This is a genomic window from Methylocaldum sp. 14B (genome assembly GCF_002005105.1).
In the GTDB taxonomy this organism is placed as follows: Bacteria; Pseudomonadota; Gammaproteobacteria; order Methylococcales; family Methylococcaceae; genus Methylocaldum.
In genome coordinates this window covers 187,995-213,892 of record NZ_MSCV01000003.1, presented here as the reverse complement: position 1 = coordinate 213,892, position 25,898 = coordinate 187,995, and the positions used below count along the sequence as shown (strand labels likewise).

Here is a 25,898-nt window from a genome sequence, read left to right as displayed (position 1 = left end):
ATTTGCTAGCCTATGCCTAGCATAGGCCAATTATCCGATAGGAGGGCTGTCATGTATATTGAACGCCATGTCCGTTTGTTCAAGAACGGTCGCAATCAAGCGCTGCGGATTCCCCGCGAATTCGAGCTTCCGGGTAATGAAGCCATCATCCGCAAGGAAGGGGATCGACTGATTGTCGAACCTGTCCAGCGTCGCTCGTTGCTGGCGCTCCTCGCCACGTGGGAGCCGCTGGACGAGGAATTTCCGGAAATCGAAGACTTTCCCCCGGATCCCGTGGATCTTTGAGCATGGCCGATTATTGCTATCTGCTTGATACCAACATCCTGTCCAGCGTTCTTAAGTACCCGGCCGGTGCGGTGGTGAATCGAATCTCAGCGGTAGGGGAAATCGCCATCTGCACCAGCATTGTCGTCGCTTGCGAACTACGCTATGGCGCTGCTAAGAAAGGTTCGCCAACCTTGTCGCACAAGATTGAACAGCTGCTTGCGGCGCTTGAGGTACTTCCGTTGGAAGATGGAGTTGATTGGAGCTATGCCGACTTGCGAGCGACATTGGAGAAAGCCGGCACACCGATTGGAGCGAATGATTGCCTGATTGCGGCACATGCGCTATCGCTGGGACTCGTACTGGTAACCGACAACATGAATGAGTTCCGCAGAGTACCCGGCCTCAAAGTGGAAAACTGGCTGACCCCATGACCGTCCGCCTTGCCTGGATATGGGGGCGAGATAAAGGCGATTGCACTGCGGCTTTGGCGTCCGCATGTTTGCCCTGGGATGCGGTAATATCAGCCTGAGATTTTGAATGTTCCCAACGAAGGAGGCCGCCCATGGGGCTTGCACTTCGCGATTCCGAACGTCATACCTACGGCGATTATCTATCCTGGCCGGAAGGTGTCCGCTATGAACTGATCGACGGCAGGGCCTATCTCATGGCGCCCGCCCCGAATCTGGAGCATCAGGATATAGCCGGGGAGATTTACCGGCAATTGAGCAATGCCCTGGAAGGCAAGCCTTGTCGCGCCTTAATCGCGCCGGTAGATGTCCGTTTGCCCAAGGCTGACGAATCGGGCGAAGCTATCGATACCGTGGTGCAGCCAGACGTTATGGTTGTGTGTGATGAATCGAGGCTGGACCGACGCGGAGTGAGAGGCGCGCCGGTGTGCGGGAATATTGGCTGGTGCATCCAACGGATCGGATGGTTACCGTATGTCGGCTGCTAAATGGCGAATATGGTAAGCCGGACGTTCAGGAGCTTTCGGGCGAAACCCGCGTTGGCGTGTGGCCGTATGTTGCGGTGGCTTGGGATGACCTGGTTCGCCGCTTGCCGCGACCGGAATTTTGACAAGAAAAAAATAAAAACCCGGAGCGTTCCGTGCATCCAGGTTTTCGCCCTCTCGGTTGGCTATCAAGTCACTTCCCGGTGGCTTTCGCGTGAAGAGCGGCAGGCTTTCGTAATTTTGCGGAACGCCGGACCAATCAGGGTGCCGGGAACCGTTCGGCAAGTCGATCCTCACTCCAAGGTAATGCGTCGTCAACCAAAGCGCCGATGGCGGGGTGTTTGTCCTAGGTTCGGGAAACATTATCCAGGCTTTTTCTTCAACTGCCGATTCAAGTCCAGCAGTTGTTGCTCAAGCTTTGGCAGAGACTCACGAATGGTATCCCATGCGACTTCCAGATTGATCTCGAAATAGCCGTGGGCCATTCTGTTTCGCATACCTCGCATCGGTTTCCAGGGTATTTCGGAATGCTCGGCAGCGAGGTCCGGATATTCGTTGACCAATTTAGTGGCCGCCGCGCCAATGACCAGAATATTCAGTATCACCGCCTGCTGCGTCTTACGGATCAGCGAAAAAGTTCTCCTTTGTCACTCCGTTGGTGTATTCGCGTGCCAGCCGGATGGCTTCAAGCATATGACCCAGGTAATCAGCCGCACGAAGTCGGTGTTTGTCGTCGCTCACAGCGGGGCGGCCTCCTGGAGAACCTTGCTCCGGATTTCCGCAGGGAGGTCTCCGGGCGTAAGCAGGTCGACCGGCACGCCGAGTAACTCTTCAAGCGCGATCTGCAGTCCACCGAGATCAAGCAGCGTCGTTCCGGGAAGGGGATCGATCAGGATGTCGAGATCGCTCCGATCGGTATCCTCGCCGTACAGAACAGAGCCGAATACGCGGGCATTTCGGGCACGGCTTCGGTCGACCAACCGACGGATATCTTCACGATGCGCTTGCAGAGCCTCGGAGGGTTTCATGTGAATAGGCTAGACGCTTGTAATTTGTGGAGCGTTTAACCCGTAGCGCAGGCGTTGTTCATCCAACTGACGCCCTTTGACTGGGCTTAAGAGGTCATCTATATATTATGTATATTTTGCCACCTTTGAGCTCCTTGATCCGAATTCTCTGTGAGCGAAAAACAAAAACCCCGGATGCGCTCCATGCACCCGGGGTTATCGCCTGCTTGGTTGGCTATCAAGTCACGTCCTGGTGGTTATCCCTAGAGGATAGCTGTCCTTACCTCCTTGTCGGCGACTGAATGAGTGTGGCAGAAAATTCGTTTCAGACTAAGTCGGAAAATGCTGAAAATTGTGTAAGCTTTGGCTTACATGCGGAGCGGGGCGTCCATTGTCGTGAATCGGGCTTAGCAAGACCGCGTGGCCGTTATATCATTAAGGGCCGATTTATTATTCAGAAGATCTCTTGCCGTTCATGATTAGCCGTATCGCCGATGTTGACCGCAATACACTGGAAACCCAAGTGCGGGTTTGTCTGAACCTGGATGGAGTCGGCACGGGTGTTTTCGAAACCGGCGTTCCTTTCCTCGACCATATGTTGGATCAGGTGGCACGGCACGGATTGATCGACCTTGAGGTACGTGCGAAAGGCGATCTGCACATTGATGCCCACCACACGGTGGAAGACATCGGCATTACGCTGGGCCAGGCGGTGGAAAAAGCTTTGGGGAGCAAAAAGGGGATACGGCGTTACGGTCATGCCTATATTCCCCTGGACGAAGCTTTGTCGCGCGTCGTGATTGATTTTTCCGGGCGGCCAGGTTTATCTTACGACGTAACTTTTCCGCGTGCCCGGATAGGCGAATTCGATGTCGATCTGTTTCTCGAGTTTTTTCGGGGATTCGTCAATCACGCAAAAGTCACCTTACATATCGATAATCTGAAGGGACAAAATGCCCACCATATTGCCGAAACCGTGTTCAAGGCTTTCGGTCGTGCCATGAGAATGGCCATAGAACCGGATACCAGGATGCAGGATGTCGTCCCTTCGACTAAAGGAATGATTTAGAAAACTTATACGGAACTCTCGCCCGATTCGCTTTTATCCATGTCTTCCGTTGCAGTCATCGATTATGGGATGGGAAATCTGCATTCCATAGCCAAGGCGCTTCAACACGCCCACTCCGAAACCGCCGTGATTGTCACGGACAATCCCGAAACAATTCTCAATGCCGACCGGGTCGTATTCCCGGGGGTCGGGGCGATCCGCGATTGCATGAATGCATTGGCTGATCGGGACCTCGTAACCATCATCGAACGGGCGGCGGCCTCGAAACCGCTCTTAGGTATTTGCCTGGGGATGCAGGCCTTGCTCGAGGAAAGCGAGGAAAACGGCGGAACAGCTTGCCTGGGTTTGATTCCCGGCCGGGTCGTACGCTTCGCCGATGGAGTGGCAGACGCTGCCGGTCAGCCCTTGAAAATTCCACATATGGGATGGAACCGCGTCAGCCAGCAGGAGGCCGATCATCCGTTATGGCGAGGCATCGCGTCCGACAGTTGGTTTTATTTCGTTCACAGCTACTTCGCGCGACCGACTGATTCCCGAAACGTTGCGGCGACCACCGACTATTCGGAACCCTTCGCTTCGGCGCTGGCGCGCGAAAACATCTTTGCCGTTCAGTTTCATCCTGAAAAGAGCCAGGAAGCCGGATTGCGATTGCTGGCTAATTTTCTAAACTGGGACCCGGGGCGATAAGGCACCGATCATTCACTCTATCCGTTACTGAGGATTTTTTTATGCTTTTGATACCTGCTATCGATCTGAAAGATGGCAAGTGTGTCCGTTTGCGGCAGGGCCGCATGGAAGACGATACGGTTTTCTCCGACGACCCGGTGGCGATGGCGGGGAAATGGGTGTCGGAAGGGGCGAAGCGCCTTCATTTGGTGGATTTGGACGGTGCCTTTGCGGGGATTCCGCGCAATGCGGAGGTTATCCACGCCATACGCGAAGCTTATCCGGATGTACAAATCCAGGTGGGCGGTGGAATCCGGGATGAAGAGACGATTCAGGGTTACCTGAACGCCGGCGTCGATTACGTCATCATTGGTACCAAGGCAGTCAGTGCGCCTCATTTCGTGCGGGAGGTCGCGGCGGAGTTTCCGAACCATATTATCGTCGGTCTGGACGCGAAGGACGGCAAAGTAGCGATAGACGGCTGGTCGAAGTTGTCGCATCACGATGTGATCGATTTGGCTCAAAAATTCGAGGACGATGGCGTTGAAGCCATCGTTTACACCGACATCAGCCGGGACGGCATGATGGAGGGCGTCAATGTCGAGGCAACCGCAAGGCTGGCTCGCTCCATACGCATTCCGGTGATTGCGTCGGGCGGCATCCGGAGTATTCAGGATATTCACGCCCTGGGCAGTGTGGTTGGCGACGGCGTCATGGGCGCCATAACCGGCCGCGCTATTTATGAGGGCACCCTTAACTTTGCCGAAGCCCGTAAAGTAGCGGAAGAATACTGATCCATGCTTGCCAAGCGCATTATCCCCTGCCTGGACGTCGACAATGGACGCGTGGTCAAGGGCGTCCGCTTCGTCGATATCAAAGATGCGGGAGATCCCGTCGAGATTGCTAGGCGTTACGACCGGGAGGGCGCGGACGAACTGACTTTTCTCGACATTACCGCCAGTTCGGACAATCGCGACACGATGGTGCACGTGGTGGAGCAAGTGGCGGGCGAAGTGTTTATCCCCCTTACGGTAGGAGGCGGCATCCGAACGCTCGAAGATATCCGCCGCATGCTGAACGCCGGCGCCGATAAGGTCAGCATCAATACCGCCGCAGTCGCCCGGCCGGAGTTCGTGCGCGAAGCGGCGGAGCGTTTCGGCTCTCAGTGTATCGTCGTCGCTCTCGATGCCAAGCAGGTGTCCGAAGATCCAAAGCGGTGGGAGATCTTTACTCACGGCGGGCGCAAGCCGACCGGCCTTGATGCCATCGAGTGGGCGCGTCGCATGGTGGCTTACGGAGCCGGCGAAATCCTCTTGACCAGCATGGACCGCGACGGCACCAAACAAGGGTTCGATCTGGAACTGACTCGCGCAATCAGCGAGGCCGTATCCGTTCCGGTGATCGCCTCGGGCGGTGTCGGCAATTTGCAGCACCTGGCCGACGGGATCTTGCAGGGCAAAGCCGATGCGGTGCTGGCAGCCAGCATTTTCCATTTCGCCGAATACACCATTCGGCAGGCCAAGGAATACTTGGCGGCTCAAGGCATCGAGGTGCGGCTGTGACGGAGCTGGCGTGGCTCGACGAAATCCGCTGGACGTCCGAAGGGCTGGTTCCCGTCATTACGCAGGAGGCGGCCACGGGGCAGGTCCTCATGTTCGCCTGGATGAACCGGGAAGCTTTGCGGCTTACCGCCGAGGAAGGCTACGCGGTCTACTGGTCGCGCTCGCGGAATCGGCTTTGGCGGAAGGGCGAGGAATCCGGGAATCGGCAGAAAGTTCTGGAAATTCGCCTGGATTGCGACGAGGATGTGATTTTGCTCGCGGTCGAACAGGCCGGCGGAATCGCCTGTCATACCGGACGGCATCACTGCTTTTTTCGGGTGCTGCGGGATGGCTGCTGGGAGACGGTGGAACCTGTCCTGAAATCTCCGGAAACGATGTATAAGCGCTGATATGGACGTGTTGAAGGAGTTGGCTAGGGTGCTCGAGGAACGGAAATCTCAGGATCCGCAAAAATCCTATGTGGCGAGTCTTTATGCCAAAGGGCTCGACGCTATCTTGAAAAAGATCGGCGAGGAGGCCACCGAAACCGTAATGGCCGCCAAGGACGGAAACCTCGACAAGATTGTCTACGAAGTTGCGGATTTGTGGTTTCACAGCCTGGTATTGCTCGCTCATCAAGGGTTGAGTCCGGATCAGGTATTGGCCGAATTGCAGAGGCGGTTCGGTCTCTCGGGGCTCGAAGAAAAAGCAGGACGCGACGACAAGTCCGGTTAGAGCGTTTTTCACCGAAGTTCAGTGGTAAGGATAGGGAAATTCGTAGGTCGTTGAGGAGCTTTGTCGGCAAGGGATTGCCGACCTACGAAATCTAAAGCGTTTTTCATCGCGGTATAGCGGCGGGCATTGGAAAACCGCCCCGTACCCAGTCGAAGTAGGTCGGCAATCCCTTGCCGACGCTCCGCCGGACGTTCATGGAATCGAGCCGAAACGCAGATGCAACGCCCAGGTCGTTGAGCTGCCCGCGATCAGGAAGCCAAGCACCGCGATCCAGGCCTTGCGGCGATATCGTTTGGTTAATGTGCCCTGTGGAACGACCGATAGCAGATAAGGACGGCCATAACCGGGCTTTTTCATCAGGTGGAACTCGGTTTGCTTCGTTCTTTTGCGCCAGGATGCCATGACTTCACGCTCGGCGTGCTGCCGGGCGATTTCCCACTCCTCCGCATCGATCTCGCCGTCGCCGTTCTTGTCGAAGCGCTTGAGAAGCTCGGAACGGTTTCTCTTCCAGCGGATTAACAGATCGCCTACCTCGTTATGGAAGCTGGTGCCTTCGGAACTTCCGAGAGACACGAACTGACCGATCGCATAAAGCGGATCGTTTGCCTCGATGCGGTATTCCGTGTAGCGATACGGTCCGGACGAGAACAGTGAATCCCAAAATCCGGTTTGCAGCGGTGCGTATCCTGGTCGCGCGAGCTGCCCGCGCCATTTGAGTCGAATGGACGGCATGACCTCCGCGCCTTCGGGATCGACAATGCACCGTCCGGTGTCGTCTTCCAGGTGGAAGATGGCCTCGCTAACGCCGCTCTCAATGGTTTGCCATCGTGTCGTGCGGTGGCCGTCTTCATAGTCGGTCACTTGCTTTTCAACTTTGTAACTGTACCAAACGCAGCGTGCGCCGCTAAGCGGGGCATGGATCGGCTCGCCATCCATCAATTGGGCTCGACCGTCGAGTTCGACGTAACCCTGGGCTGCCGACCGGACCTTGGCTGTGGGCGTGTCGGCGATCAGGCGAGCGCGATGCAGCCAGCGGAATGCGAGAAAGAAGAAGGCTACCCCGGTCAGGGCGACAAGCCCTGTCGCCAGCCAGAAGTGCTGTGGAGAGGATTCGAGGATGAGGTCGCGAAATAGCACGGCTTTCGCCTCAGCCGAACAGCGCCTTTAGATCCACATCGCGTTTTTCTTCTTCCGTGAATTCCAGCAATTCGAAGGGTCTGAAGTTGAATAACCGGGCAATGATCACATCCGGAAATTCTTCCAGCCGGACATTGTTGTTATTGACGCTCTCGTTGTAGAACTCGCGCCGGTCGGCAATCGCGTTTTCCAGTCCGGTTATCCGGGACTCCAGTGCCCGGAAGGAAACGTCCGCCTTCAGTTCGGGGTAACTCTCCGCTACCGCGAAGAGCTGCATCAATCCTTGCCGCAGCTGGCTTTCCGCCGCCCCGAGGGCATGCAGATTGGCGGACTCTCGGGCCGCAGAGATCCCGGCACGGGCCTGCATTACTTTTTCCAGCGTGTCCCGCTCGTGTTGCATGTACTGCTTGCAGGTTTCGACGAGTTTTGGCAATTCGTCGTGACGCTGTTTGAGCAGCACGTCGATGTTGGACCACGCTTTTGCGGTATCATGCTTCAAATTGACCAGCCGGTTGTAGATCAAGATGGCGTACACGATCACGAACAAGATCGTGCCGACCAGAATGAAACCGCCTACGCTCATAATCTCTCCTCGCGTTCTTGAAGTTGAATCAGGGCTTGGAGAAGTATAGACGGCGGGCCCGGCGCATCATTTGATCAATCGGAGTGTCGTAAGGTGACGATTCAGATTTATAACGGTGTCGAGCCGAAATTGGGAACAGGAACTTACATTGCCGACAGTGCGCTGGTGATCGGTGACGTGACATTGGGCAACGACGTCTCCATTTGGCCGATGGTGGTCGCGAGAGGCGATGTGCACCGAATCGAGATTGGCGACGAAACCAATATTCAGGACGGCTGCGTGCTGCACGTCACCCAACGAAGCCGCTACAACGAAGAGGGCAATGCCTTGATCGTCGGGCGGGGTGTCACCGTGGGGCACCGGGCGGTACTGCATGGGTGCACCATCGGTGATCTATGTCTGATCGGCATCGGTGCGGTGATCATGGACGGTGCCGTCGTGGAGGACCGGGTAATGATCGGTGCGGGGGCTTTGGTGCCGCCCGGCAAGCGTTTGGAAGGCGGTTTTCTTTACGTGGGATCGCCGGCGAAACAGGCACGCCCGCTCAAGGAGGCCGAGCTGGAATATTTAAGTTTTTCCAAGGACGGTTACGTGCGTTTGAAGAATCAATATCTGAGCGATGCCAGATTGCTTGGCGCTTAGCACTAGCGACCACGCTCCCGATTGAGAATGTCGATCACGGGATGCGTTTCCGGCCGTATGCCCCGCCAGATAAAAAACGCCTCGGCCGCTTGTTCGACCAACATGCCGATGCCGTCAACGCTGACATCGGCCCCCACATCTTTTCCCCATCGGACGAACGGTGTGGGCTCCGTCCCATAGGCGAGATCGTAGCAACATCCGCCGGCTCGGAGAATATTCTTCGGCAGATCCGGCAGTTCGCCAATCAGGCTGGCGGCGGTGGCGTTCAGAACGAGATCGAAGGATTCCGTGCCCAAGTCTGAAAAGCCGCATCCGGCGATCGGGCCGAGATCCCCAAGCTCCTCTGCCAGCCGGACCGCTTTGTCGGGTGTGCGGTTGGCGATCACCAGGCAAGACGGACCTCGCTCCAACAGTGGACCAATAATGCCGCGGCTTGCGCCGCCCGCGCCCAAAAGAAGGACTCGGCGGTTTTCCAAGGAAAGTCCGAGATTGACCGTAAGGTCTCGCATCAAGCCGACGCCGTCGGTGTTGTCCCCGTAAATCGTTCCATCCGGACGTAAGGCCAAGGTATTGACGGCTTTGCTGCGTTCCGCGCGCTCACTTTTGGAATCGGCAATTTTCCAGGCGAGTTCCTTGAGGGGAACGGTGCAATTCAAGCCTTTCCCGCCACCGGCGAAAAAGTCTCGCACGCGGATTTCGAACGTTTCCGGCAGAACGTCTTGCGCGGTATAGGTCAGGCGCTCTCCGGTCTGTTCTGCAAAAAGCGCGTGAATACGGGGCGATTTGCTGTGGCCGATGGGGTGACCGAAGACGGCATAACGATCTGCTGGCAGCATGACTAGGTGAATCCGGCGGAAATCTTGATGAAGACAGTTTTAGGTTTCAGCCTTTGCGCAGTTTAGGTGCTCTGTCTCATGGCGTCTTCGCGAAGCCATTCGGCAACGGTCCTGGCGTAATAGGTCAGAATGGCGTCCGATCCGGCGCGCTTGAGCGCCAGCAAAGATTCGAGCACGGTCTTGCGCTCGTCGAGCCAGCCGTTTTGTGACGCGCCTTTGAGCATGGCGTATTCCCCGCTGACTTGATAGGCGAACGTAGGGACGCCGAAGCGGTCTTTGACGCGGCGGATGATGTCCAGATAAGGCAATCCCGGTTTGACCATGACCATGTCCGCGCCTTCCGCCAAATCGAGCTCGACTTCCCGCAGGGCCTCATCGGAATTGGCGGGATCCATCTGGTAAGTGTATTTGTCGCCGCTCCCCAGGTTGGCCGCCGAGCCCACGGCATCTCGGAAAGGTCCGTAGAAGGCGGAGGCGTACTTGGCGGAATAGGCGAGAATACGCGTGTGTACGAATCCTTTCTTTTCCAATGCGTCCCGGATTGCGCCGATGCGCCCGTCCATCATGTCCGAAGGCGCCACGATGTCGGCGCCGGCTTCCGCATGGGACAGCGCCTGTTTCACGAGTACTTCGACGGTTTCGTCGTTGACCACGTAGCCGTTTTGATCTACGAGCCCGTCTTGGCCGTGAGTCGTGAAAGGGTCTAGAGCGACATCGGTGATGACACCCAGTTCCGGCAGCTGTCGTTTCAGTAGGCGTACCGCTCGTTGCACCAAACCCTCAGCATTGTAAGCCTCGCGTGCGTCATCCGTTTTTTTGTCGGGTGACGTTACGGGAAAGAGTGCGATGGCGGGAATGCCAAGCCGAAAAGCCTTTTCGCTTTCGCGTAACAGCAAGTCGATGCTTAGTCGCTCGACGCCGGGCATAGAAGCGACCGGTTCCCGCCGATTTTCGCCTTCCAAGATGAAAAGAGGGTAAATCAAATCATTGGTGGAAAGCTGTGTTTCCCGCACTAAGCGCCGGCTGAATTCATTCCGTCTCATTCGGCGCAAGCGAACATTGGGGTAAGAAATGCTATTATTTAACGACATGGTGGCCGGTTTATTGCGTGGGACACAGAGGAACTCGGTAGTTTAGTGCATGCCGCCGAGTTATGATAAGAATATTAAAAAGTCAGCAGGAGTTTTTAAATGAAATTTACTAAGTCTTCCTTCGGCCTGGCAAGTTGGGCCGTTGCATTGTCGTTGCTGTTAAGCTTCTGGGGAGCGGCAGCGTGGGCGGAGGAAGGATTACTCCCTCCACAGCAGGTTATCCAGCACAGTGCCGACGAGCTGCAAACCACGCTGCAAAAGCCGGAATACAAGGGCGATTTCAGGAAAGCTACTCAGTTCGTTGATGGCATCATCGAACCGCATGTGGATTTCGATCGTGTGTCGATGTTGATTTTAGGAAAGTATTGGAAGACGGCGACGCCCGAGCAAAAAGAACGTTTTAAAAAGGAATTCCGGATGCTGCTTGTGCGTACGTATACCACCGCCTTTACCGAATACGCCAACTGGAAAATCCGTTATCTGCCGCTGCAGATGAAGCCGGAGGACAAGAAGGTTATGGTCCGTACCGAAATTCTCCAGGCGGGCGCTCAACCCGTGGCGGTCAACTATCGAATGGTGTTCACCAAAAACGATTGGAAAGTGTACGACGTATTGATCGAGGGCATCAGTTTGCTACAGAACTATCGTGCCAGCTTTACCGATGAGGTTGCCCGTACCGGCTCCCTCGATCAATTGATTTCACACCTGGCAGAGCGCAACGCTACCGCCATGAAAGAGCCGCTCGGGGCAGCGGGCGGCGGCGATAAAAGAGGCTCATAGCCAGTCTCTAGGTTTCAGGTAATTCTTGTACAGATTATCTTCGGCGCTACCTTCCTGCGGCTTCCAGTTATAGCGCCAATGCGCGATCGGCGGCAGAGACATTAGAATGGATTCTGTCCTGCCGCCCGATTGCAATCCAAACAAAGTTCCTCGGTCATAAACCAGGTTGAATTCGACGTATCGTCCGCGGCGATAGAGCTGAAATTCGCGCTCCCGTTCGCCGTAGGGCACATCCTTCCGTTTTTGGACGATCGGAACATAAGCCTTGATGTAATGATCTCCGACGCTGCGCAAAAAATCGAAGCAGCGATCGAACCCCCATTCATTGAGATCGTCGAAAAATAATCCTCCGATGCCCCGGGTTTCATTGCGGTGTTTGAGAAAAAAGTATTCATCGCACCAGCGCTTGAACTTGGGGTAAATATCTTCGCCAAAGGGAAGACAGGCATCCCGGGCTACAGTGTGCCAATAAATCGCATCTTCTTCGAAGGGATAATAGGGTGTGAGATCGAAGCCGCCGCCAAACCACCATACCGGCGTTTCGTTTTCCTTCTCCGCGAGGAAAAAACGGATATTGGCATGAGAGGTCGGGACATATGGATTCAGAGGGTGAATGACCAGGGATACGCCTACGGCTTGAAATGTCCGGCCTGCGAGTTCTGGCCGATGCGCAGTGGCGGAGGGTGGCAGATTTCTGCCGAACACGTGGGAGAAATTGACGCCGCCTTGCTCGAACGTTTTTCCGCCGGTCAATACGCGGGTTCTTCCTCCGCCGCCGCCATTGTATTGCCAAAGGTCCTCCAAAAATCGTGCGTCTGGTTCCTCGTTTTCCAGGGCGAGACAGATTTTGTCTTGGAGGTCTTGAAGATAAGCTTTAACTTGTAAGATATCGGGTGTGTTCATTCGGCGATCTTCCCGTAAAAGTCGAGTGTGGATGGGAGTCTCCGGGATGTTGTTCGGCTCGAGCGCTTTGCGGCTTTCTTCTTCTAAATGGACGACGAGATTGTAGCACGGTGGAATAGGGATGTTGTTGCCTCGAAAACATTATGAGTCCCGAAGGGGAAACGGAAACCAACAAGGTAAGCGGCGCCCCAAAGAATGGCGGCAACCCATTGAACGAGAATGTCCAATTGTAATTTGAGCCTGAAGGTATATTCGGATCTGTTTTCGGTGCTTGGGCAGCCGTACTTGCGTACTTGGCTAGACCGGTTGCCGACTCGGTTGGACGCGGTTTTTAGCTCCGCGCGGCATGGCGATTGGCCGGCTTGGCAGGCCGCACTCGATGGCCTGCCAAAAATCGATGCGTCCGTGGTCGATTTGAATGCCGATAGCATCCTTGTCGATGGGGGATGCAACGAAGAACAGCGGGACCGTATCGAGAGTCTGCTGCTCAGGCTTCATCCGTGGCGCAAGGGTCCATATGCCATTCATGGCATTCATATCGATACTGAATGGCGCTCCGATCTTAAATGGCGCAGGCTGAAAGATCATATTCAGCCGCTTGAAGGCCGAACCGTGTTGGATGTCGGCTGTGGAAATGGTTACCACGCCTGGCGCATGATTGGATGCGGGGCCGAGTTGGTGATCGGAGTTGATCCGACACTCTTAAGTGTCGCGCAATTTCTGGCGATCAAGCATTTTGCCGGCGATTTTCCGGTTCATGTGCTTCCCTTGGGTATAGAGGATGTTCCGCTCAATCTTCGTGCCTTCGACACCGTTTTTTCGATGGGGGTGCTTTACCATCGCCGTTCGCCTTTCGATCATCTTTTGGAGCTCAAGGGCTGTCTCAGATCCGGCGGTGAATTGGTCTTGGAGACTTTGGTCGTCGACGGTGGGCTGGGTCAGGTTTTGGTGCCCGAGGATCGCTATGCGCAGATGCGCAATGTGTGGTTCATTCCGTCCTGCGCTACCTTGTTATCGTGGCTAAGGCGATGCGGTTACCGAAACGGTCGGGTTGTCGATGTGACGAGGACCACAGCGGACGAGCAACGCTCCACGGACTGGATGCGCTTTCAGTCTTTGTCCGATTTCCTGGACCCGGCCAACCCGGAACTGACGATCGAGGGCTTGCCCGCGCCGGTGCGGGCGGTGTTCATCGCCGAGAGCCCTTAGAATCGGAAACCACCGCTGGCGTAAAATTATCCCTCTATCCTTTGTTCCTCCCTCGCATATTTCTTCATGAAAACACCCTGTATCGGTTTTGTCAGCCTTGGCTGTCCCAAGGCGTTGGTAGATAGTGAACGCATTCTGACCAAGTTGCGTGCCGAAGGTTACAGCCTCGTTCCGACATATAAGGACGCTGATCTTGTCGTTGTGAATACCTGCGGATTCATCGATGCCGCGGTCGAGGAGTCCCTGGACGCCATAGGCGAGGCTTTGAAAGAGAACGGTAAGGTCATCGTTACGGGATGTCTGGGCGTTCGCGAGAGCGAGATTCGATCCCGCCATCCTCAAGTGCTGAAGGTTACCGGCGCCCATGCCTATGAAGAGGTTGTCGAGGCGGTGCATGAGCATTTGCCGCCTCTTCACGATCCTTTTGTCGATCTGGTGCCGCCGGAAGGAGTCAAACTAACGCCTCGCCATTATGCTTACCTGAAGATCTCCGAGGGCTGCAATCATCGCTGCACGTTTTGCATTATTCCGAGCTTGCGCGGTGATCTGGTCAGCCGCCCCATCGGCGACGTGATGGCGGAAGCGGAGCGCCTAGTTTCGGCTGGAGTGAAGGAACTGCTCGTCGTATCGCAAGATACCAGCGCCTACGGCATCGATTTGAAGTATCGAACCGGCTTCTGGGGCGGGCGTCCGCTCAAGACCCGCTTCTATGATTTGGCCAAGGCTCTGGGGGAGTTCGGGGTTTGGGTGCGGATGCATTATGTTTATCCCTATCCCCACGTGGATGAAGTGATCCCGCTCATGGCGGAGGGAAAAATCCTGCCCTATCTGGACATTCCGTTCCAGCACGCCAGCGCCCGAATTCTGAAGCTGATGAAGCGTCCGGCAGCCGCAGAGGATGTCTTGGCCCGGATCGCCGAGTGGCGGAACATCTGCCCGGAAATCACGCTTCGCAGTACGTTCATCGTCGGCTTTCCGGGGGAAACCGAGGCGGATTTTGAGCAGCTGTTGGCGTTTCTTCAAGAAGCCCAGCTCGACCGGGTCGGGTGCTTTACCTATTCGCCCGTCAAGGGCGCGGTTGCCAACGAGTTATCCGATGTTGTGCCGGAAGCCGTGAAAGAAGAACGCCTCGCGCGGTTTATGGAGGTTCAGGCTCAAATCAGCGCTGATAGGCTGCAGTCGAAGATCGGGTTGCAGGAAATCGTTTTGGTCGACGAGGTTGTGGAGGAGGGAGCGGTCGCTCGCAGCCGGGCCGATGCTCCTGAAATCGATGGCCAAGTATTTATCGATGGCGCGACCCATTTGAAGGTCGGCGACTGGGTCGAGGTGGTTCTTGAGGATGCCGACGACCACGATTCGTGGGCGCGTCTCGCAAACCGTTAGATTTGTAGGCGGCTATCCGGCGAAGAAAGATAGCCGCCTCGTTCTGCGAATCGAATCAGCCGTGGTGATGTCCGCCCGGGCCATGTACGTGGCCGTGATCCAACTCATCGGGCGTAGCATCGCGAACGTCCGTGATTTCAACCTCGAAATTCAAAGTAAGGCCGGCCATCGGATGATTGCCGTCCAGGACTACCTCGTCATCGTCTACGCCGATTACCGTAAGCAGCTGAAGACCTTCCGGAGACTGCGCTTGAAATTGCATGCCAGGCAGTATCTCTTGTCCCTCTTCAAAGGCCGTTTTCGGTACCGACTGAATAAGGTCGTCGTCTCGCAAGCCATACGCTTCTTCCGGCGGAATGCTGACCTTGAGCTTGTCGCCCACGGCGCGACCGGTTAACGCATTCTCCAGTCCGGGAATGATGTTGCCCATGCCGTGAATATAGGCCAATGGACCTTGATCCTTGGAACTGTCGAGGATGTCGCCGTCATCGCTGGTGAGGGTGTAGTGGATATGGACCACTTTGCGGGGTGATACTTGCATGAGATACCCTTGCTGTCGCGGTGGTTGAAATTCCCATCATAACGAGTTTTCACTATGATAGACAGCGTTTTTCCGATTTAGATCAAGCGACAAAGCGATAAGGAGATTTTTTGGGTTTCCCGGCGGGTTTGCTTTGTTCCTTGTAGATGAGATACACGAAAATCCCCATCAATGCTGTCAAAATCCCGCATTTCACCCGCAGCAGAAAATCCAGTTTCGCGATCCAGTGCGGATGAGAGAGGATGAACTCGTTCATCTGGCTGAACCAGTTCTCAAACATAAGCACGACTCCTCGAAATACTCTGGATGAGTGAACTTTCTTCTTAGAACCGATCTTACTCGTTTGAATCCGTAATTTTTCAAAAATCGGTGTTGATGATCTGAGCCGATCGACGCTGTTGTGATACGGAAGCAGATCGAGGGTCCGGCACGTTGAGTGTGCCCGCCGCCTAAGGTAACATTCCGGCTTCTTTTAGGTCTAACGAACAAGATACTCCTCTGCCAATCTTCAACTTCGTCAAAAGGTTGTTCAAATTGCCGCAGCCCAAGCCGGAGGCAGCGGTGAGCGTTAGGATTTATCCGCGATCTGAACACATGATTTCCCGATCGATGATCAGCGATAACGCGCTAAAGGTGCTTTATCGCCTGAAGAAATCCGGGTATCAGGCTTATTTGGTCGGCGGTTGCGTACGCGACTTGCTTTTGGGGCGCGAGCCGAAAGATTTCGACGTGGTAACCAGCGCGCATCCCGAAGAGATCAGGGCGATTTTCCGCAATTGCCGTTTGATCGGTCGGCGTTTTCGCCTCGCTCATGTGCATTTCGGCGAGGAAATTATCGAAGTGGCAACCTTTCGAGGGCTCGCAGGCGAGGAGAGTCACGGGGGGCGCATCATCGAGAATGGCCGCATCCTTAGGGATAACGTCTATGGAACCATCGAAGAGGACGCCTTCCGCCGCGATTTCACGGTTAATGCGTTGTATTACAACATCAATGATTTTTCCGTGGTGGATTACGTCGGCGGCATGGAGGATCACAAGGCCGGTATGCTGAGACTAATCGGCGACCCGGAGCAACGTTATCGGGAGGACCCGGTACGGATGCTGCGGGCGTTACGCTTCTCCGTCAAACTCGGCTTTACCATTCATCCGAGCTGCGCCGATCCGATCAAACGGTTTTCGAGTCTGCTACAGGAAATTCCGCCGGCTCGTCTTTATGAAGAGGTTCTTAAGCTGTTCTTGTCCGGTTATGCGGTACAGACTTTCGAACAGCTCAGGCACTACGGTTTGTTCGCGGCACTGTTTCCCGAGACGGAGCGGTGTTTGGCCAAGGAGCAGCAGGGGTTTCCGCTGACATTCTTGGCCAAAGCCTTGGAACGGACCGATCAGCGAGTGCAAGAGGGAAAACCGGTAGCGCCATATTTTCTGTTCGCGGCCTTGTTGTGGGAACCGGTTCGGGCGGGCGCGCAAGCCCGAATCAAGGCCGGAGAAAGCGATATATTGGCCTATCAGGAAGCTGCGGGTGAGGTGATTGCACGGCAAGTTCGTCATACCGCTTTGCCCCGGACGGTCAGTCTACCGGCTCGGGAGGTTTGGGCCTTGCAGCCGCGTTTTGAACGGATTGTCGGCTCACGGCCGTTTCGTTTGTTGACCCATCCCCGCTTTCGTGCCGCTTACGATTTCCTGTTGCTCCGGGCCGAGACCGGAGAGGCCGAGCCGTCGCTCGCCGAGTGGTGGACTCGATTCCAGCAGGCCGACGAAGCCGAGCGGAAAGCCATGACGAGTCCCGGCCGGCGCCGCTCCGGCAGATCGCGGTCGCGTAAACGCAAATCGCGCTCTGAATCTTCTGCCAATGTTTCCGTCTGATCATGTTGTGCCATTCGATAAAACGGCGGCCTATATCGGTCTGGGCGCCAATTTGGGCGATCCCATCGAAACCATCAAGTCGGCGCGCTCGGCTATTAGTAAGATAGAGGGTATCCGGGAGTTGGCTTTTTCGAGCCTTTATTGCAGTGCGCCCATGGGACCGGGCGATCAGCCCGATTACATCAATGCCGTAATGTCGGTCGAAACGACATTGGGGCCGCTGGAGTTGTTGCGCGAACTTCAGGCCATAGAGACGGCTCACGGGCGGGTGCGCAAGGGCGAACGCTGGGGACCTCGGACGCTGGACCTGGATTTGTTGCTGTACGGGTGCGAAATCATAGCGAGCGAAGTGCTGACCGTCCCTCATCCGGGAATCGCGGACCGCGAGTTCGTGCTGTATCCGCTCGAGGAGATCGCGCCGGAGCTCGAGATTCCCGGCAAGGGGCGATTGGCTGATCTGGTTCGGAAGTGTCCGCAACGAGGATTGAGGGTAATCGAGCATGTATGATGCGGCCAAGGCTTTGACTATTCCGGATCTCGCGGCGATGAAACGGCGCGATGAAAAAATCGTGGCTCTTACCGCTTACGATGCCAGCTTCGCCAAACTCATGGACGATGCCGGCGTGGATCTGGTTTTGGTCGGCGATTCGTTGGGAATGGTCGTGCAAGGCGAGCCGACGACGTTGCCGGTGACCTTGGACGATATGGTCTACCATACCCGGTGCGTGGCGCGCGGAATTCGCCGCGCCGTATTGGCGGCGGACATGCCGTTCGCCAGTTATTCCGGTCCGGCGCAGGCGATCGATAGCGCCGCTAGGTTGATACGTGGCGGGGCACATATGGTCAAGATCGAAGGCGGGCGGAAGCGGGTCGAGATCGTTCGTGCCTTGGTAGAGCAGAATATTCCCGTTTGCGGTCACTTGGGGCTGCTGCCTCAATCGGTTCATCAGGTCGGCGGTTATCTCGTGCAGGGAAAAGAAGAAAAAGCCGCACAGGCAATCCTCGAGGATGCCTTGATTCTTCAGGAAGCGGGTATTAGTGTGTTGGTGCTCGAATGTGTGCCGGCGACCTTGGCCGGCGAGATTACGGCGGCTCTCGATATCCCGACGATCGGCATAGGTGCGGGTCCGGGCTGTGGGGGCCAGATTCTCGTACTGTACGATATGCTCGGCATCACGCCGGGCAAGCGCCCCAAGTTTTCCAGAAATTTTCTTCAAGGCGCCGAGGATATTCCGTCGGCTATCCGCAATTACGCAGACGATGTGAGATCCGGCCGGTTCCCGGCGTTGGACCACAGTTTTTAGCGGTTCTTTCGGCGGATAATCCAAGGCTCGTCATGCTCATTATCGAATCCATAAGCGATTTGCGCCAAGCCGTGCGGGAATGGCGTTCGAAAGATCTTTCCGTGGCTTTCGTGCCGACCATGGGAAACCTGCATGCCGGGCACGTGCATCTTGTCCGCGAGGCGAAGCAACTCGCCGATAAGGTTGTGGTGAGCGTCTTCGTCAATCCGACTCAATTCTCTCCCGGCGAAGATTTCGATGCCTACCCGCGAACGCCCGCGGAAGATTCGGAAAAGCTTCGCAGCGCGGCAGTCGATCTCCTGTTCATGCCTTCGGTGGCCGAGCTGTATCCCACGGGTTCGGGGGTTACAACTTTCGTCGAGGTGCCGGGTTTGTCCGATGAACTCTGCGGTCGGTTCCGGCCGGGACATTTCCGAGGCGTCGCCACTATCGTCAGCAAGCTCTTCAACCTGGTGCAGCCCGATATCGCGCTGTTCGGCGAGAAGGATTATCAGCAGCTGTTGATAATCCGCCGTATGGTGGCGGATCTCGATTTTCCCGTGCGCATTCGCGCCGTCCCGACCGTCAGAGAGCCGAGCGGATTGGCGATGAGTTCTAGAAATGCGTATCTCACGAGCGAGCAGAAGGAACAGGCGGCTATCTTGTATCGCTGCCTTTGCCTCGCGGCGGAGGCAATTTGCAGGGGCGATAGCGATTTCGACCGTATCGAACGGCAGCAGATCGAAACCTTGCAAGCCGCCGGATTTCGTCCGGATTATTTCAGCATCCGGCGCGAATCCGATCTGGTACCGGCAGGACAGGACGATTCCCATCTCGTCATACTGGCAGCGGCCTGGCTGGGCAAAACTCGCTTGATCGATAACGTTCGGCTGACGCGCTCCTAATGAATGGGAGCGCTAATTCTTTCCGTTCAAGGCGGTCGTGATGATGTCGCTATTGACGAATCGGCCGGCTTCGGTTCGGACGAATTCCTCGAACTCCCGTGCCACTGCGGACAGGCGTTTGCCGGCCCGATGCACGATGTACCATTGGCGCATGATGGGAAACGATTCCGCATCTAAAACGACCACCCGGCCGTCTTCCAGTTCGCGTTCTACGGTATGTATTGAAACAATGCCAAGCCCGAGTCCTTCTTCCACGCCCTGTTTGATGGCGCCGTTGGTGTTCATTTCCATGCTGGCGGAAATTTGCACGCCCTTTTCCGACAAGAAGCGCTCGACCGCATTGCGGGTGCCGGATCCCTGCTCCCGCATGAGGAAGGTTTCATGATTCAGTTCGCTCAACGGAATGCTCTTTTGGCCCGCCAACGGATGATTGGCGGGGGCGATGACGACCAAGGGGTTGTCCATAAATGCTTCTGCCGTCAAGTCCTGATCCTCCGGCGGCTGCCCCATCAGTACGATGTCGGCCTCATTGTCGTCGAGTTGCTGGAGCAGCCCTTTGCGGTTGGTGACTTTAAAGCTGACCTTAACTTTCGGATAACGCCGGCAAAAATCGGCCAAAAGGCGGATAGCGAAATAATGAACGGTACTGGCAACCGATACGGCCAAACGCCCGCCTTCCGTGCCTTTCAGTTCCTCGATCAGTTGTTCGGCTTCTTCCAATTGCAACGAGATGGTGCGGCTCAGCCGATATAGTTCTTCCCCGGCCCGGGTCAGGTAAATTTTTTTGCCCAACCTCTCGAATAACGGCAAACCGATGACATCCTCGAATTGTTTGATTTGCATCGAAACGGCAGGTTGCGTCAGATAAAGCTCCTCCGCCGCGCGGGTGAAGCTCAGGCGGCGTGCCACCCTCTCAAAGACTTTTAACTGCCGAAGTGTAATGTTCATGCTTTCGCGCCAACAGGCAATCTATAAAGAATTATTTATCTTGAAAGTATGGACTCATTGATTCTTCTTATGCAATATCCTCAGGCCGGTGTTCAGTCGTGATCTTAAATTCAGCAAGGGTAGCGCAGAGCTTCGACGTGGCGGCAGTCTGCCACCGTCGTTCCGTGCACTATGGTTGAATTAGGCGTTTTCAGGGGGCGGCGGTGATGAGGTGGTTGGTCGATATCGCTTTTTGCCCGTACTGCGTCGTCGCCGCTTGCATCGGGTTGGATGCAGTCTGCCGTGAATTTAGGGTGGCCTCGTGGTCCATACATGCGCCCGTGCGGTTAGAATAACGAAATAGGAGGAGGCTCTCATGTCCAAGAAACATCCCGTCATCGCTGTCACCGGTTCGTCGGGTGCAGGTACGACTACCGTAAAACAGGCGTTCGAGCATTTGTTCTTTCGGCTGAACATTGAGCCGGCGGTGGTGGAGGGTGACAGTTTTCACCGTTACGACCGTGCCGAAATGCGTAGCCATATCGCCAATGCTCAAGCGGAGGGCCGGCATTTCAGTCACTTCGCCGTCGAGGCGAACTTGCTCGAGGATTTAGAAAGCTTGTTCCGGCAGTACAGCGAAACTGGCACCGGCAAGCGTCGCTATTACATCCACAACGAGGAAGAAGGCCAGCGTCTGGGGGGGTACAAACCGGGTACCTTCACGCCGTGGGGCGATATTCCCGAGGGAACCGACTTACTGTTTTATGAGGGATTGCACGGCGCTGTGAAGAACGAGGTCGTGAATATTCCGCAATACGCGGACCTCTTGGTGGGTGTGGTCCCCATCGTCAATCTGGAATGGATTCAGAAAATCCACAGGGATACTGCGGAACGCGGCTACAAGCCGGAGGACGTGACCGATACGATTCTGCGACGCATGTACGATTACGTGAAGGTCATCACTCCGCAGTTCTCCCAGACGGATATCAATTTTCAGCGAGTGCCTCTGGTCGATACCTCGAACCCATTCATCGCACGTGACATTCCGTCGCCGGACGAAAGCCTCGTGATTATCCGCTTCAAGAATCCACGCAAGTTCAACGTAGATTTCCAAAATCTTTTGTCGATGATCAAGGACTCGTTCATGTCCCGCTACAACTCGATCGTCGTGCCCGGCGGCAAGATGGGGCTGGCCATGGAAATCATTTTCCGCCCCATTCTCGAGCGGATGATGGAAGAGAAGAAAAATGCTTGACCGAGGCCGAACATGCGACAAGGCGGCTTTTTCAAGGCCGCTGTAAATTCGCGTATGCGAGCATCAGCCACTTGACTCCGGATTCGGCAAAATTCACCTGAACCCTGGCTTGATTGCCTTCCCCCTCGTACTGAAGGATAACGCCTTCCCCGAATTTTGCGTGGCGAACACGCTGTCCCAGCTTAAAAATACCGTTATTGTCGGTGGTGCTGGTTGACGGCTGCGAGGAAATCATGGGTCGGCCGATGCTTCCGCGCATGCGGACTTCCTGAAGATGTTCGGACGGAATCTCCCGTAGGAAACGCGAGGGGCGGGGATAGGTTTCCTTGCCGTACAGCCTCCGGGCTTCGGCATAGGTGAGGTAAAGTTTGCGCTTCGCGCGGGTGATGCCGACGTAGCAAAGGCGGCGCTCTTCTTCCAGGCGTCCCGGTTCTTCCAGCGATTGCAGGCTGGGAAACAATCCTTCCTCGAGTCCAGCGATGAACACAAGGTCGAACTCCAGTCCCTTGGCCGCATGCAGGGTCATGAGCTGAACGCAGTCCTCGAACTCGTCGCTTTGATTCTCCCCGGCCTCCAGCGCAGCGTGGGACAGAAACTGGTCGAGCTTTGAAAGCTCCGTATCCAGTTGCGGCTCGTATTCGAACTGGCGGGCGGCGTTGACCAATTCGTCCAAGTTTTCGATTCGCGCTTCGGCCTGTTCGCCCTTTTCCTTTTCATAATGGGCTCGGAGACCCGAGGTGGGAATAACATGCTGCACCTGTTCCCAAAGAGAAAGCTCGGCCGTGTCTCGGGTCATGGTCTCAATCAGTTGCAGAAAGCCGGCTAAGGGATTCCTGGCGCGGGTGGGCAGCGCGGCGTCGCGGCAGAGCATTTCCGCCGCCTGCCAAAGAGAGCAGCGCTCCGAGCGGGCTAAATCACGGATCAAGTCGAGTGTCTTGGCGCCGATGCCGCGCACGGGCGTATTGACGACTCGTTCGAAGGAGGGGTCGTCATGGCGGTTGGCGATAAGGCGGAGATAAGCGAGAGCGTCCTTGATTTCCGCCCGTTCGAAGAAGCGAAGTCCGCCGTAGACCCGATAGGGAATTCCCATGGCCAGCAATTTCTCTTCAAACTGGCGGGATTGAGCGTTGGAGCGGTAAAGGATTGCCGCATCTCGGCGGGCGTTACCTTCTTGCCCCCACTGCTTTATCCGCTCGGCCACGAAATAAGCCTCTTCCTGCTCGTTGAAGGCGGCATATACCGAAATCGGCTCGCCGATGCCGCCGTCGGTCCATAGGGTTTTTCCGAGTCGGCCTTCGTTATTCGCGATGAGGGCGTTCGCGGCATTTAATATGTTGCTGGTGGAACGGTAGTTCTGCTCCAGCCGAATCAGACGGTGACTTGGATAATCCTTCTGAAATTTATGGAGATTCTCGACTTTCGCACCGCGCCAGCTGTAGATGGACTGATCGTCATCGCCAACGACGAACAGATTCTCGCGCTCGCGGGTGAGAAGCCGCAGCCAGGCGTACTGAATTCGGTTGGTGTCCTGGAATTCGTCTACTAGTACGTGATGGAAACGGCGCTGGTAATGATCCAGCACTTCGGGTGTATCCCGCAGGAATTCGTGGGCGCGCAACAGCAATTCGGCAAAATCGACCAGGCCCGACCGCTCGCAGAGTTCCTCGTAAGCCAGATAGATGCGCTGCATCTGTTTTTGGAATGGATCGTACGACTCCGGCAGGTGACGGGCTCGGCGTCCTTCTTCTTTGTGGGCATTGATGAACCATTGTACTTGGCGTGGCGGCCAGCGGGCCTCGTCCAGGTCGAGACTCTTGAGCAGACGACGGATGAGCCGATGCTGGTCGTCCGAGTCGAGGATCTGGAAGGCATCTGGCAATCCCGCTTCCTTGGCATGACGGCGCAACAGGCGGTGCGCGAGTCCGTGGAAGGTGCCGACCCATAAGTTTTGAGCGGATATGTTCAGCAGACTTTCGATACGTCCGCGCATTTCGCTCGCCGCTTTGTTGGTGAAGGTGACCGCCAGGATGCCGTGGGGCGACGTGCCTTCCACCTGCATCAACCAGGCGATGCGATGTACGAGTACGCGGGTCTTGCCGCTTCCGGCGCCGGCCAATACCAGAAGGGCCGGAGTGGGCGAAGTTACCGCCTCTCGCTGAGCCGGATTCAGGGGATCGATAATCGGGGTAATGTCCATGGTGCTATTTTAATGGAATCAGCTTGCGCGATTGATATGAAGCTTGCACAATCGCACTCTCTTTGAGAGAGGAGGTTAGCGATGAGTTTCGATATAAAAAAAATGACTAAACGCGAGCTCAACGTCGGGCTTAAAGACCAGAAAATCCGTTACGGTGTCGGCGCCGCACTGGCGCTAGTCTCGGTATTTCTGGCCAATATCCCGCTGTTGATCGTAGGCGGTATTCTATTGGCTTCTGCTCGTCTTCGCTGGTGCCCCGTCTATTCCGGGCTCGGTAAGAACACGGTAGATCCGACTGAAGAGCAAGCTAGTTCCACCAGTTCTCAGACGGATCATTAAACCGGCTTTCATCGACTGGACCTCGTCGGTCCCAGTGCTACACGGCGCAGGGAAGCGCCGAAATACTCGCCTTCTGCCTTGTCGCGCGCAGCGCCAAGTTGTCTTTGAATAGTCATGTTCGGTAACTCGCCGGCGCTTGAGTCCGCTGCTGAGTCCGTCTCCTCCCGTCTCCAACGATAGACAATTCGGGAAAGAATTCATCGTAATCAGTCTAAGTTTCGAGCTGAACTTCACGTAAGAATTTTACGTGGAGATTTAATAACGAACGATGAATTTATTGGGGTTGCATGTTGCGTATCCTTAAAGGCTTTATCGCTGTTTTTTTTCTATTTGGGGTTCCGAGTCTCCTTCCGGGATCTATAGTGCGAGATTCCGTCTTTGTTGTCCGGCTTCTGTTTGAAAACCCTCCGACCACTCTGCCGGTTCCCGTCGCCGGTGTTAAACCACGAAATCTGCAAGATACATGGGGAGCGATAAGAAGCGGCGGCCGAACGCATGAGGGGATTGACATCTTCGCTCCCAAAGGAACCCCTGTCCATTCGACTACGCACGGGATTGTTATGAGAGTCGGACAGAATCGATTAGGCGGGAATGTCGTCTCGGTGTTGGGGCCCGGCCGTCAGGTTCACTATTACGCTCATTTCGAACGTGTGGCACCGATCCGGGTAGGGGATATCGTATGGCCAGGCGATCTTTTGGGTTACGTAGGGAATACGGGTAACGCTCGCACTACGCCGAGCCACCTTCACTATGGCCTCTATCTTCCAGGGGGTAGAGCTATCAATCCATTTCCTCTGCTCGCCGGAAATTAGCCTTCGGTGTCGTTTCGCGTGTGCCGCGTTGTCGTTCAGGGGCAAGCGATTCTTAATATAAAGAAGCTTGGTCAACGTTTGCATCTATCGATCATTATAGTTTCTTGTGAGGAATCAATATTTATATAATTTTGATTATTGTAAACGTAAAGTGGCGTAATATGATGGAACCGCTGGCGATCATTAGTCGGTTGATACCCGCGGGAGGTTTAAATGATTGTGATGACTTGGGTTGAGCTTCTGTTAACTGGCTTGCTTGTGGCTTCCGTAGCCTTTTCGATTGGTTTCTGTATCAACAACTACGCAAACGTTAATAAAGAGGGGAGCATCGGATTTATGAAGAAGGCGACGAAATGAGTTTGCTTTCTCCGGGGCTTTTGCAGCCCTGGGGCGATGTTTTCCGATTCGTGCATGATCGATTTTTGTAATTTTCCGGGGGATGGTGGTCGTTAGGCCTATTCCTCGGAAAAGCTTCTCCACTCCGGAATGATCTTTTTCGTCATTGTCTGATCTAGTCGCCGCCAGCGACGCCGATTTCATTCAACTTCATCTGCAAATTTTTCGATGGATAGAGGCATTGCCTCTATCCACGACAGAACTCTATTCCCTTCATGGCGCGTATCCCAACCGATCAACGAGTTTGGCGTGACGGGTTTCGAGCAATATCGACCTTCGGGTTGGATCGCCGATCAAGCCCGTTTTTGCCGCGCTCGCGCAGTGAAAACTGACAATCCGCTGATTCACGGTTTCTCGTCGAGTTCATCGAGCACCGAAGGCTCTCTCGGTGTATGTAACAAATTGTTGATTATTAAAAAGAACCTTCCAGTCGAGGCGCCTTCGTCGAGGTTGGTTTCGACTATGCCATTGCCCCGAAAAAATATTCAAGGATCTTGCTTGACTTGGTTGCAGATGATTTCTATATTCCATTCAGGTGGTAATAAGTGGAAAAAAATGGAGCCCAATGGAAGTAGGGGG

General features: G+C 55.3%; 31 protein-coding genes. 19 read left to right on the top strand and 12 right to left on the bottom strand.

Features of this window, described 5'->3' with window-relative positions; genetic code table 11:
• Positions 1–51: 51 nt before the first annotated feature.
• From B2A78_RS03495 to B2A78_RS26825, 3 genes are all read left to right on the top strand, one after another.
• A complete protein-coding gene (locus B2A78_RS03495; RefSeq protein ID WP_077728522.1) occupies positions 52–285 on the top strand; it encodes an AbrB/MazE/SpoVT family DNA-binding domain-containing protein in 234 nt (77 codons plus the stop codon).
• Positions 286–287: 2 nt separating this feature from the next.
• Entirely contained in the window at positions 288–698 is a 411-nt protein-coding gene (locus B2A78_RS03490; RefSeq protein WP_077728521.1) for a type II toxin-antitoxin system VapC family toxin, read from the top strand.
• A gap of 131 nt (positions 699–829) precedes the next feature.
• Positions 830–1,222, top strand: a complete 393-nt coding sequence (locus tag B2A78_RS26825) for a Uma2 family endonuclease (RefSeq protein ID WP_276205323.1) — start codon at positions 830–832, stop codon at positions 1,220–1,222.
• A 359-nt stretch (positions 1,223–1,581) separates the two neighbouring features.
• Here the strand turns inward: B2A78_RS26825 and B2A78_RS03480 are convergent, their stop codons facing one another.
• Both B2A78_RS03480 and B2A78_RS03475 read right to left on the bottom strand, forming a co-directional pair.
• Entirely contained in the window at positions 1,582–1,824 is a 243-nt protein-coding gene (locus B2A78_RS03480) for a HepT-like ribonuclease domain-containing protein (protein ID WP_240502388.1), read from the bottom strand.
• 132 nt (positions 1,825–1,956) lie between these two features.
• Positions 1,957–2,247 (bottom strand): nucleotidyltransferase family protein, encoded by a 291-nt coding sequence (locus B2A78_RS03475; RefSeq protein WP_077728519.1) that lies wholly within the window; start codon positions 2,245–2,247, stop codon positions 1,957–1,959.
• Positions 2,248–2,701: 454 nt separating this feature from the next.
• On the opposite strand from B2A78_RS03475, the gene hisB reads away from it, so the two are divergent.
• The 6 genes from hisB to B2A78_RS03445 are packed head-to-tail and all read left to right on the top strand — an operon-like array spanning position 2,702 to position 6,237.
• Positions 2,702–3,295, top strand: a complete 594-nt coding sequence (gene hisB, locus B2A78_RS03470) for an imidazoleglycerol-phosphate dehydratase HisB (RefSeq protein WP_077728518.1) — start codon at positions 2,702–2,704, stop codon at positions 3,293–3,295.
• 39 nt (positions 3,296–3,334) lie between these two features.
• Positions 3,335–3,982, top strand: coding sequence for an imidazole glycerol phosphate synthase subunit HisH (gene hisH, locus B2A78_RS03465; protein WP_077728517.1), 648 nt, complete (start codon positions 3,335–3,337; stop codon positions 3,980–3,982).
• Between the two features lie 41 nt (positions 3,983–4,023).
• The gene (gene hisA, locus B2A78_RS03460; RefSeq protein ID WP_077728516.1) at positions 4,024–4,755 is read left to right on the top strand and encodes a 1-(5-phosphoribosyl)-5-[(5-phosphoribosylamino)methylideneamino]imidazole-4-carboxamide isomerase; all 732 of its coding nucleotides are present in this window, start codon (positions 4,024–4,026) and stop codon (positions 4,753–4,755) included.
• A gap of 3 nt (positions 4,756–4,758) precedes the next feature.
• Positions 4,759–5,523 carry an imidazole glycerol phosphate synthase subunit HisF gene (gene hisF / locus B2A78_RS03455; RefSeq protein ID WP_077728515.1) on the top strand — a complete coding sequence of 255 codons (765 nt, stop codon included), beginning with the start codon at positions 4,759–4,761 and terminating at the stop codon, positions 5,521–5,523.
• A complete protein-coding gene (hisI, locus tag B2A78_RS03450; protein ID WP_077728514.1) occupies positions 5,520–5,912 on the top strand; it encodes a phosphoribosyl-AMP cyclohydrolase in 393 nt (130 codons plus the stop codon). The genes hisF and hisI overlap by 4 nt, the downstream gene beginning before the upstream one ends.
• Before the next feature lies 1 nt (position 5,913).
• Positions 5,914–6,237, top strand: coding sequence for a phosphoribosyl-ATP diphosphatase (locus tag B2A78_RS03445; RefSeq protein ID WP_077728513.1), 324 nt, complete (start codon positions 5,914–5,916; stop codon positions 6,235–6,237).
• Between the two features lie 192 nt (positions 6,238–6,429).
• Here the strand turns inward: B2A78_RS03445 and B2A78_RS03440 are convergent, their stop codons facing one another.
• Together B2A78_RS03440 and B2A78_RS03435 are read right to left on the bottom strand one after the other, a co-directional pair.
• A complete protein-coding gene (locus tag B2A78_RS03440; protein WP_077728512.1) occupies positions 6,430–7,374 on the bottom strand; it encodes a GIDE domain-containing protein in 945 nt (314 codons plus the stop codon).
• Between the two features lie 10 nt (positions 7,375–7,384).
• Positions 7,385–7,957: a LemA family protein gene (locus B2A78_RS03435; protein WP_077728511.1), complete on the bottom strand. Its 573-nt coding sequence runs from the start codon at positions 7,955–7,957 to the stop codon at positions 7,385–7,387.
• A gap of 93 nt (positions 7,958–8,050) precedes the next feature.
• On the opposite strand from B2A78_RS03435, the gene B2A78_RS03430 reads away from it, so the two are divergent.
• Positions 8,051–8,599 (top strand): gamma carbonic anhydrase family protein, encoded by a 549-nt coding sequence (locus tag B2A78_RS03430; protein ID WP_077728510.1) that lies wholly within the window; start codon positions 8,051–8,053, stop codon positions 8,597–8,599.
• 2 nt (positions 8,600–8,601) lie between these two features.
• Here the strand turns inward: B2A78_RS03430 and aroE are convergent, their stop codons facing one another.
• Positions 8,602–9,435 carry a shikimate dehydrogenase gene (aroE, locus tag B2A78_RS03425; protein ID WP_077728509.1) on the bottom strand — a complete coding sequence of 278 codons (834 nt, stop codon included), beginning with the start codon at positions 9,433–9,435 and terminating at the stop codon, positions 8,602–8,604.
• Positions 9,436–9,497: 62 nt separating this feature from the next.
• Positions 9,498–10,526: a porphobilinogen synthase gene (hemB, locus tag B2A78_RS03420; RefSeq protein WP_077728508.1), complete on the bottom strand. Its 1,029-nt coding sequence runs from the start codon at positions 10,524–10,526 to the stop codon at positions 9,498–9,500.
• 99 nt (positions 10,527–10,625) lie between these two features.
• On the opposite strand from hemB, the gene B2A78_RS03415 reads away from it, so the two are divergent.
• Positions 10,626–11,306, top strand: coding sequence for an ABC transporter substrate-binding protein (locus B2A78_RS03415; protein ID WP_077728507.1), 681 nt, complete (start codon positions 10,626–10,628; stop codon positions 11,304–11,306).
• Here the strand turns inward: B2A78_RS03415 and hemF are convergent.
• Entirely contained in the window at positions 11,301–12,209 is a 909-nt protein-coding gene (gene hemF / locus B2A78_RS03410) for an oxygen-dependent coproporphyrinogen oxidase (protein WP_077728506.1), read from the bottom strand. The genes B2A78_RS03415 and hemF overlap by 6 nt on opposite strands.
• Positions 12,210–12,428: 219 nt before the next feature.
• On the opposite strand from hemF, the gene cmoB reads away from it, so the two are divergent.
• Positions 12,429–13,418, top strand: coding sequence for a tRNA 5-methoxyuridine(34)/uridine 5-oxyacetic acid(34) synthase CmoB (gene cmoB / locus B2A78_RS03405; protein ID WP_077728505.1), 990 nt, complete (start codon positions 12,429–12,431; stop codon positions 13,416–13,418).
• 66 nt (positions 13,419–13,484) lie between these two features.
• On the top strand, positions 13,485–14,801 hold the full coding sequence (gene rimO / locus B2A78_RS03400; protein ID WP_077728504.1) for a 30S ribosomal protein S12 methylthiotransferase RimO: 1,317 nt from the start codon (positions 13,485–13,487) through the stop codon (positions 14,799–14,801).
• 55 nt (positions 14,802–14,856) lie between these two features.
• Here the strand turns inward: rimO and B2A78_RS03395 are convergent, their stop codons facing one another.
• Together B2A78_RS03395 and B2A78_RS03390 are read right to left on the bottom strand one after the other, a co-directional pair.
• Positions 14,857–15,342, bottom strand: coding sequence for a peptidylprolyl isomerase (locus B2A78_RS03395; protein WP_077728503.1), 486 nt, complete (start codon positions 15,340–15,342; stop codon positions 14,857–14,859).
• An 82-nt stretch (positions 15,343–15,424) separates the two neighbouring features.
• Positions 15,425–15,622, bottom strand: a complete 198-nt coding sequence (locus B2A78_RS03390; protein WP_077728502.1) for a hypothetical protein — start codon at positions 15,620–15,622, stop codon at positions 15,425–15,427.
• Between the two features lie 281 nt (positions 15,623–15,903).
• Here B2A78_RS03390 and pcnB point away from each other — a divergent pair, with 281 nt between their 5' ends.
• The 4 genes from pcnB to panC are packed head-to-tail and all read left to right on the top strand — an operon-like array spanning position 15,904 to position 19,393.
• A complete protein-coding gene (pcnB, locus tag B2A78_RS03385) occupies positions 15,904–17,205 on the top strand; it encodes a polynucleotide adenylyltransferase PcnB (RefSeq protein WP_346425832.1) in 1,302 nt (433 codons plus the stop codon).
• A gap of 7 nt (positions 17,206–17,212) precedes the next feature.
• Positions 17,213–17,713, top strand: coding sequence for a 2-amino-4-hydroxy-6-hydroxymethyldihydropteridine diphosphokinase (folK, locus tag B2A78_RS03380; protein WP_240502386.1), 501 nt, complete (start codon positions 17,213–17,215; stop codon positions 17,711–17,713).
• Positions 17,706–18,509 carry a 3-methyl-2-oxobutanoate hydroxymethyltransferase gene (panB, locus tag B2A78_RS03375; protein WP_077728499.1) on the top strand — a complete coding sequence of 268 codons (804 nt, stop codon included), beginning with the start codon at positions 17,706–17,708 and terminating at the stop codon, positions 18,507–18,509. The genes folK and panB overlap by 8 nt, the downstream gene beginning before the upstream one ends.
• 32 nt (positions 18,510–18,541) lie before the next feature.
• Positions 18,542–19,393: a pantoate--beta-alanine ligase gene (panC, locus tag B2A78_RS03370; RefSeq protein WP_077728498.1), complete on the top strand. Its 852-nt coding sequence runs from the start codon at positions 18,542–18,544 to the stop codon at positions 19,391–19,393.
• Between the two features lie 12 nt (positions 19,394–19,405).
• Here panC and B2A78_RS03365 read toward each other — a convergent pair whose 3' ends face one another.
• Positions 19,406–20,341, bottom strand: a complete 936-nt coding sequence (locus B2A78_RS03365) for a LysR family transcriptional regulator (RefSeq protein WP_077728497.1) — start codon at positions 20,339–20,341, stop codon at positions 19,406–19,408.
• A gap of 355 nt (positions 20,342–20,696) precedes the next feature.
• On the opposite strand from B2A78_RS03365, the gene B2A78_RS03360 reads away from it, so the two are divergent.
• Positions 20,697–21,575, top strand: a complete 879-nt coding sequence (locus B2A78_RS03360) for a phosphoribulokinase (protein WP_077728496.1) — start codon at positions 20,697–20,699, stop codon at positions 21,573–21,575.
• A 31-nt stretch (positions 21,576–21,606) separates the two neighbouring features.
• Here the strand turns inward: B2A78_RS03360 and uvrD are convergent, their stop codons facing one another.
• On the bottom strand, positions 21,607–23,772 hold the full coding sequence (uvrD, locus tag B2A78_RS03355) for a DNA helicase II (protein ID WP_077728495.1): 2,166 nt from the start codon (positions 23,770–23,772) through the stop codon (positions 21,607–21,609).
• Between the two features lie 81 nt (positions 23,773–23,853).
• Between uvrD and B2A78_RS03350 the strand changes: the two genes are divergently transcribed.
• The gene (locus B2A78_RS03350) at positions 23,854–24,111 is read left to right on the top strand and encodes a DUF2892 domain-containing protein (protein ID WP_077728494.1); all 258 of its coding nucleotides are present in this window, start codon (positions 23,854–23,856) and stop codon (positions 24,109–24,111) included.
• A gap of 1,055 nt (positions 24,112–25,166) precedes the next feature.
• Here B2A78_RS03350 and B2A78_RS25505 read toward each other — a convergent pair.
• Positions 25,167–25,463: a hypothetical protein gene (locus B2A78_RS25505; protein WP_133717623.1), complete on the bottom strand. Its 297-nt coding sequence runs from the start codon at positions 25,461–25,463 to the stop codon at positions 25,167–25,169.
• Between the last annotated feature and the right edge of the window lie 435 nt (positions 25,464–25,898).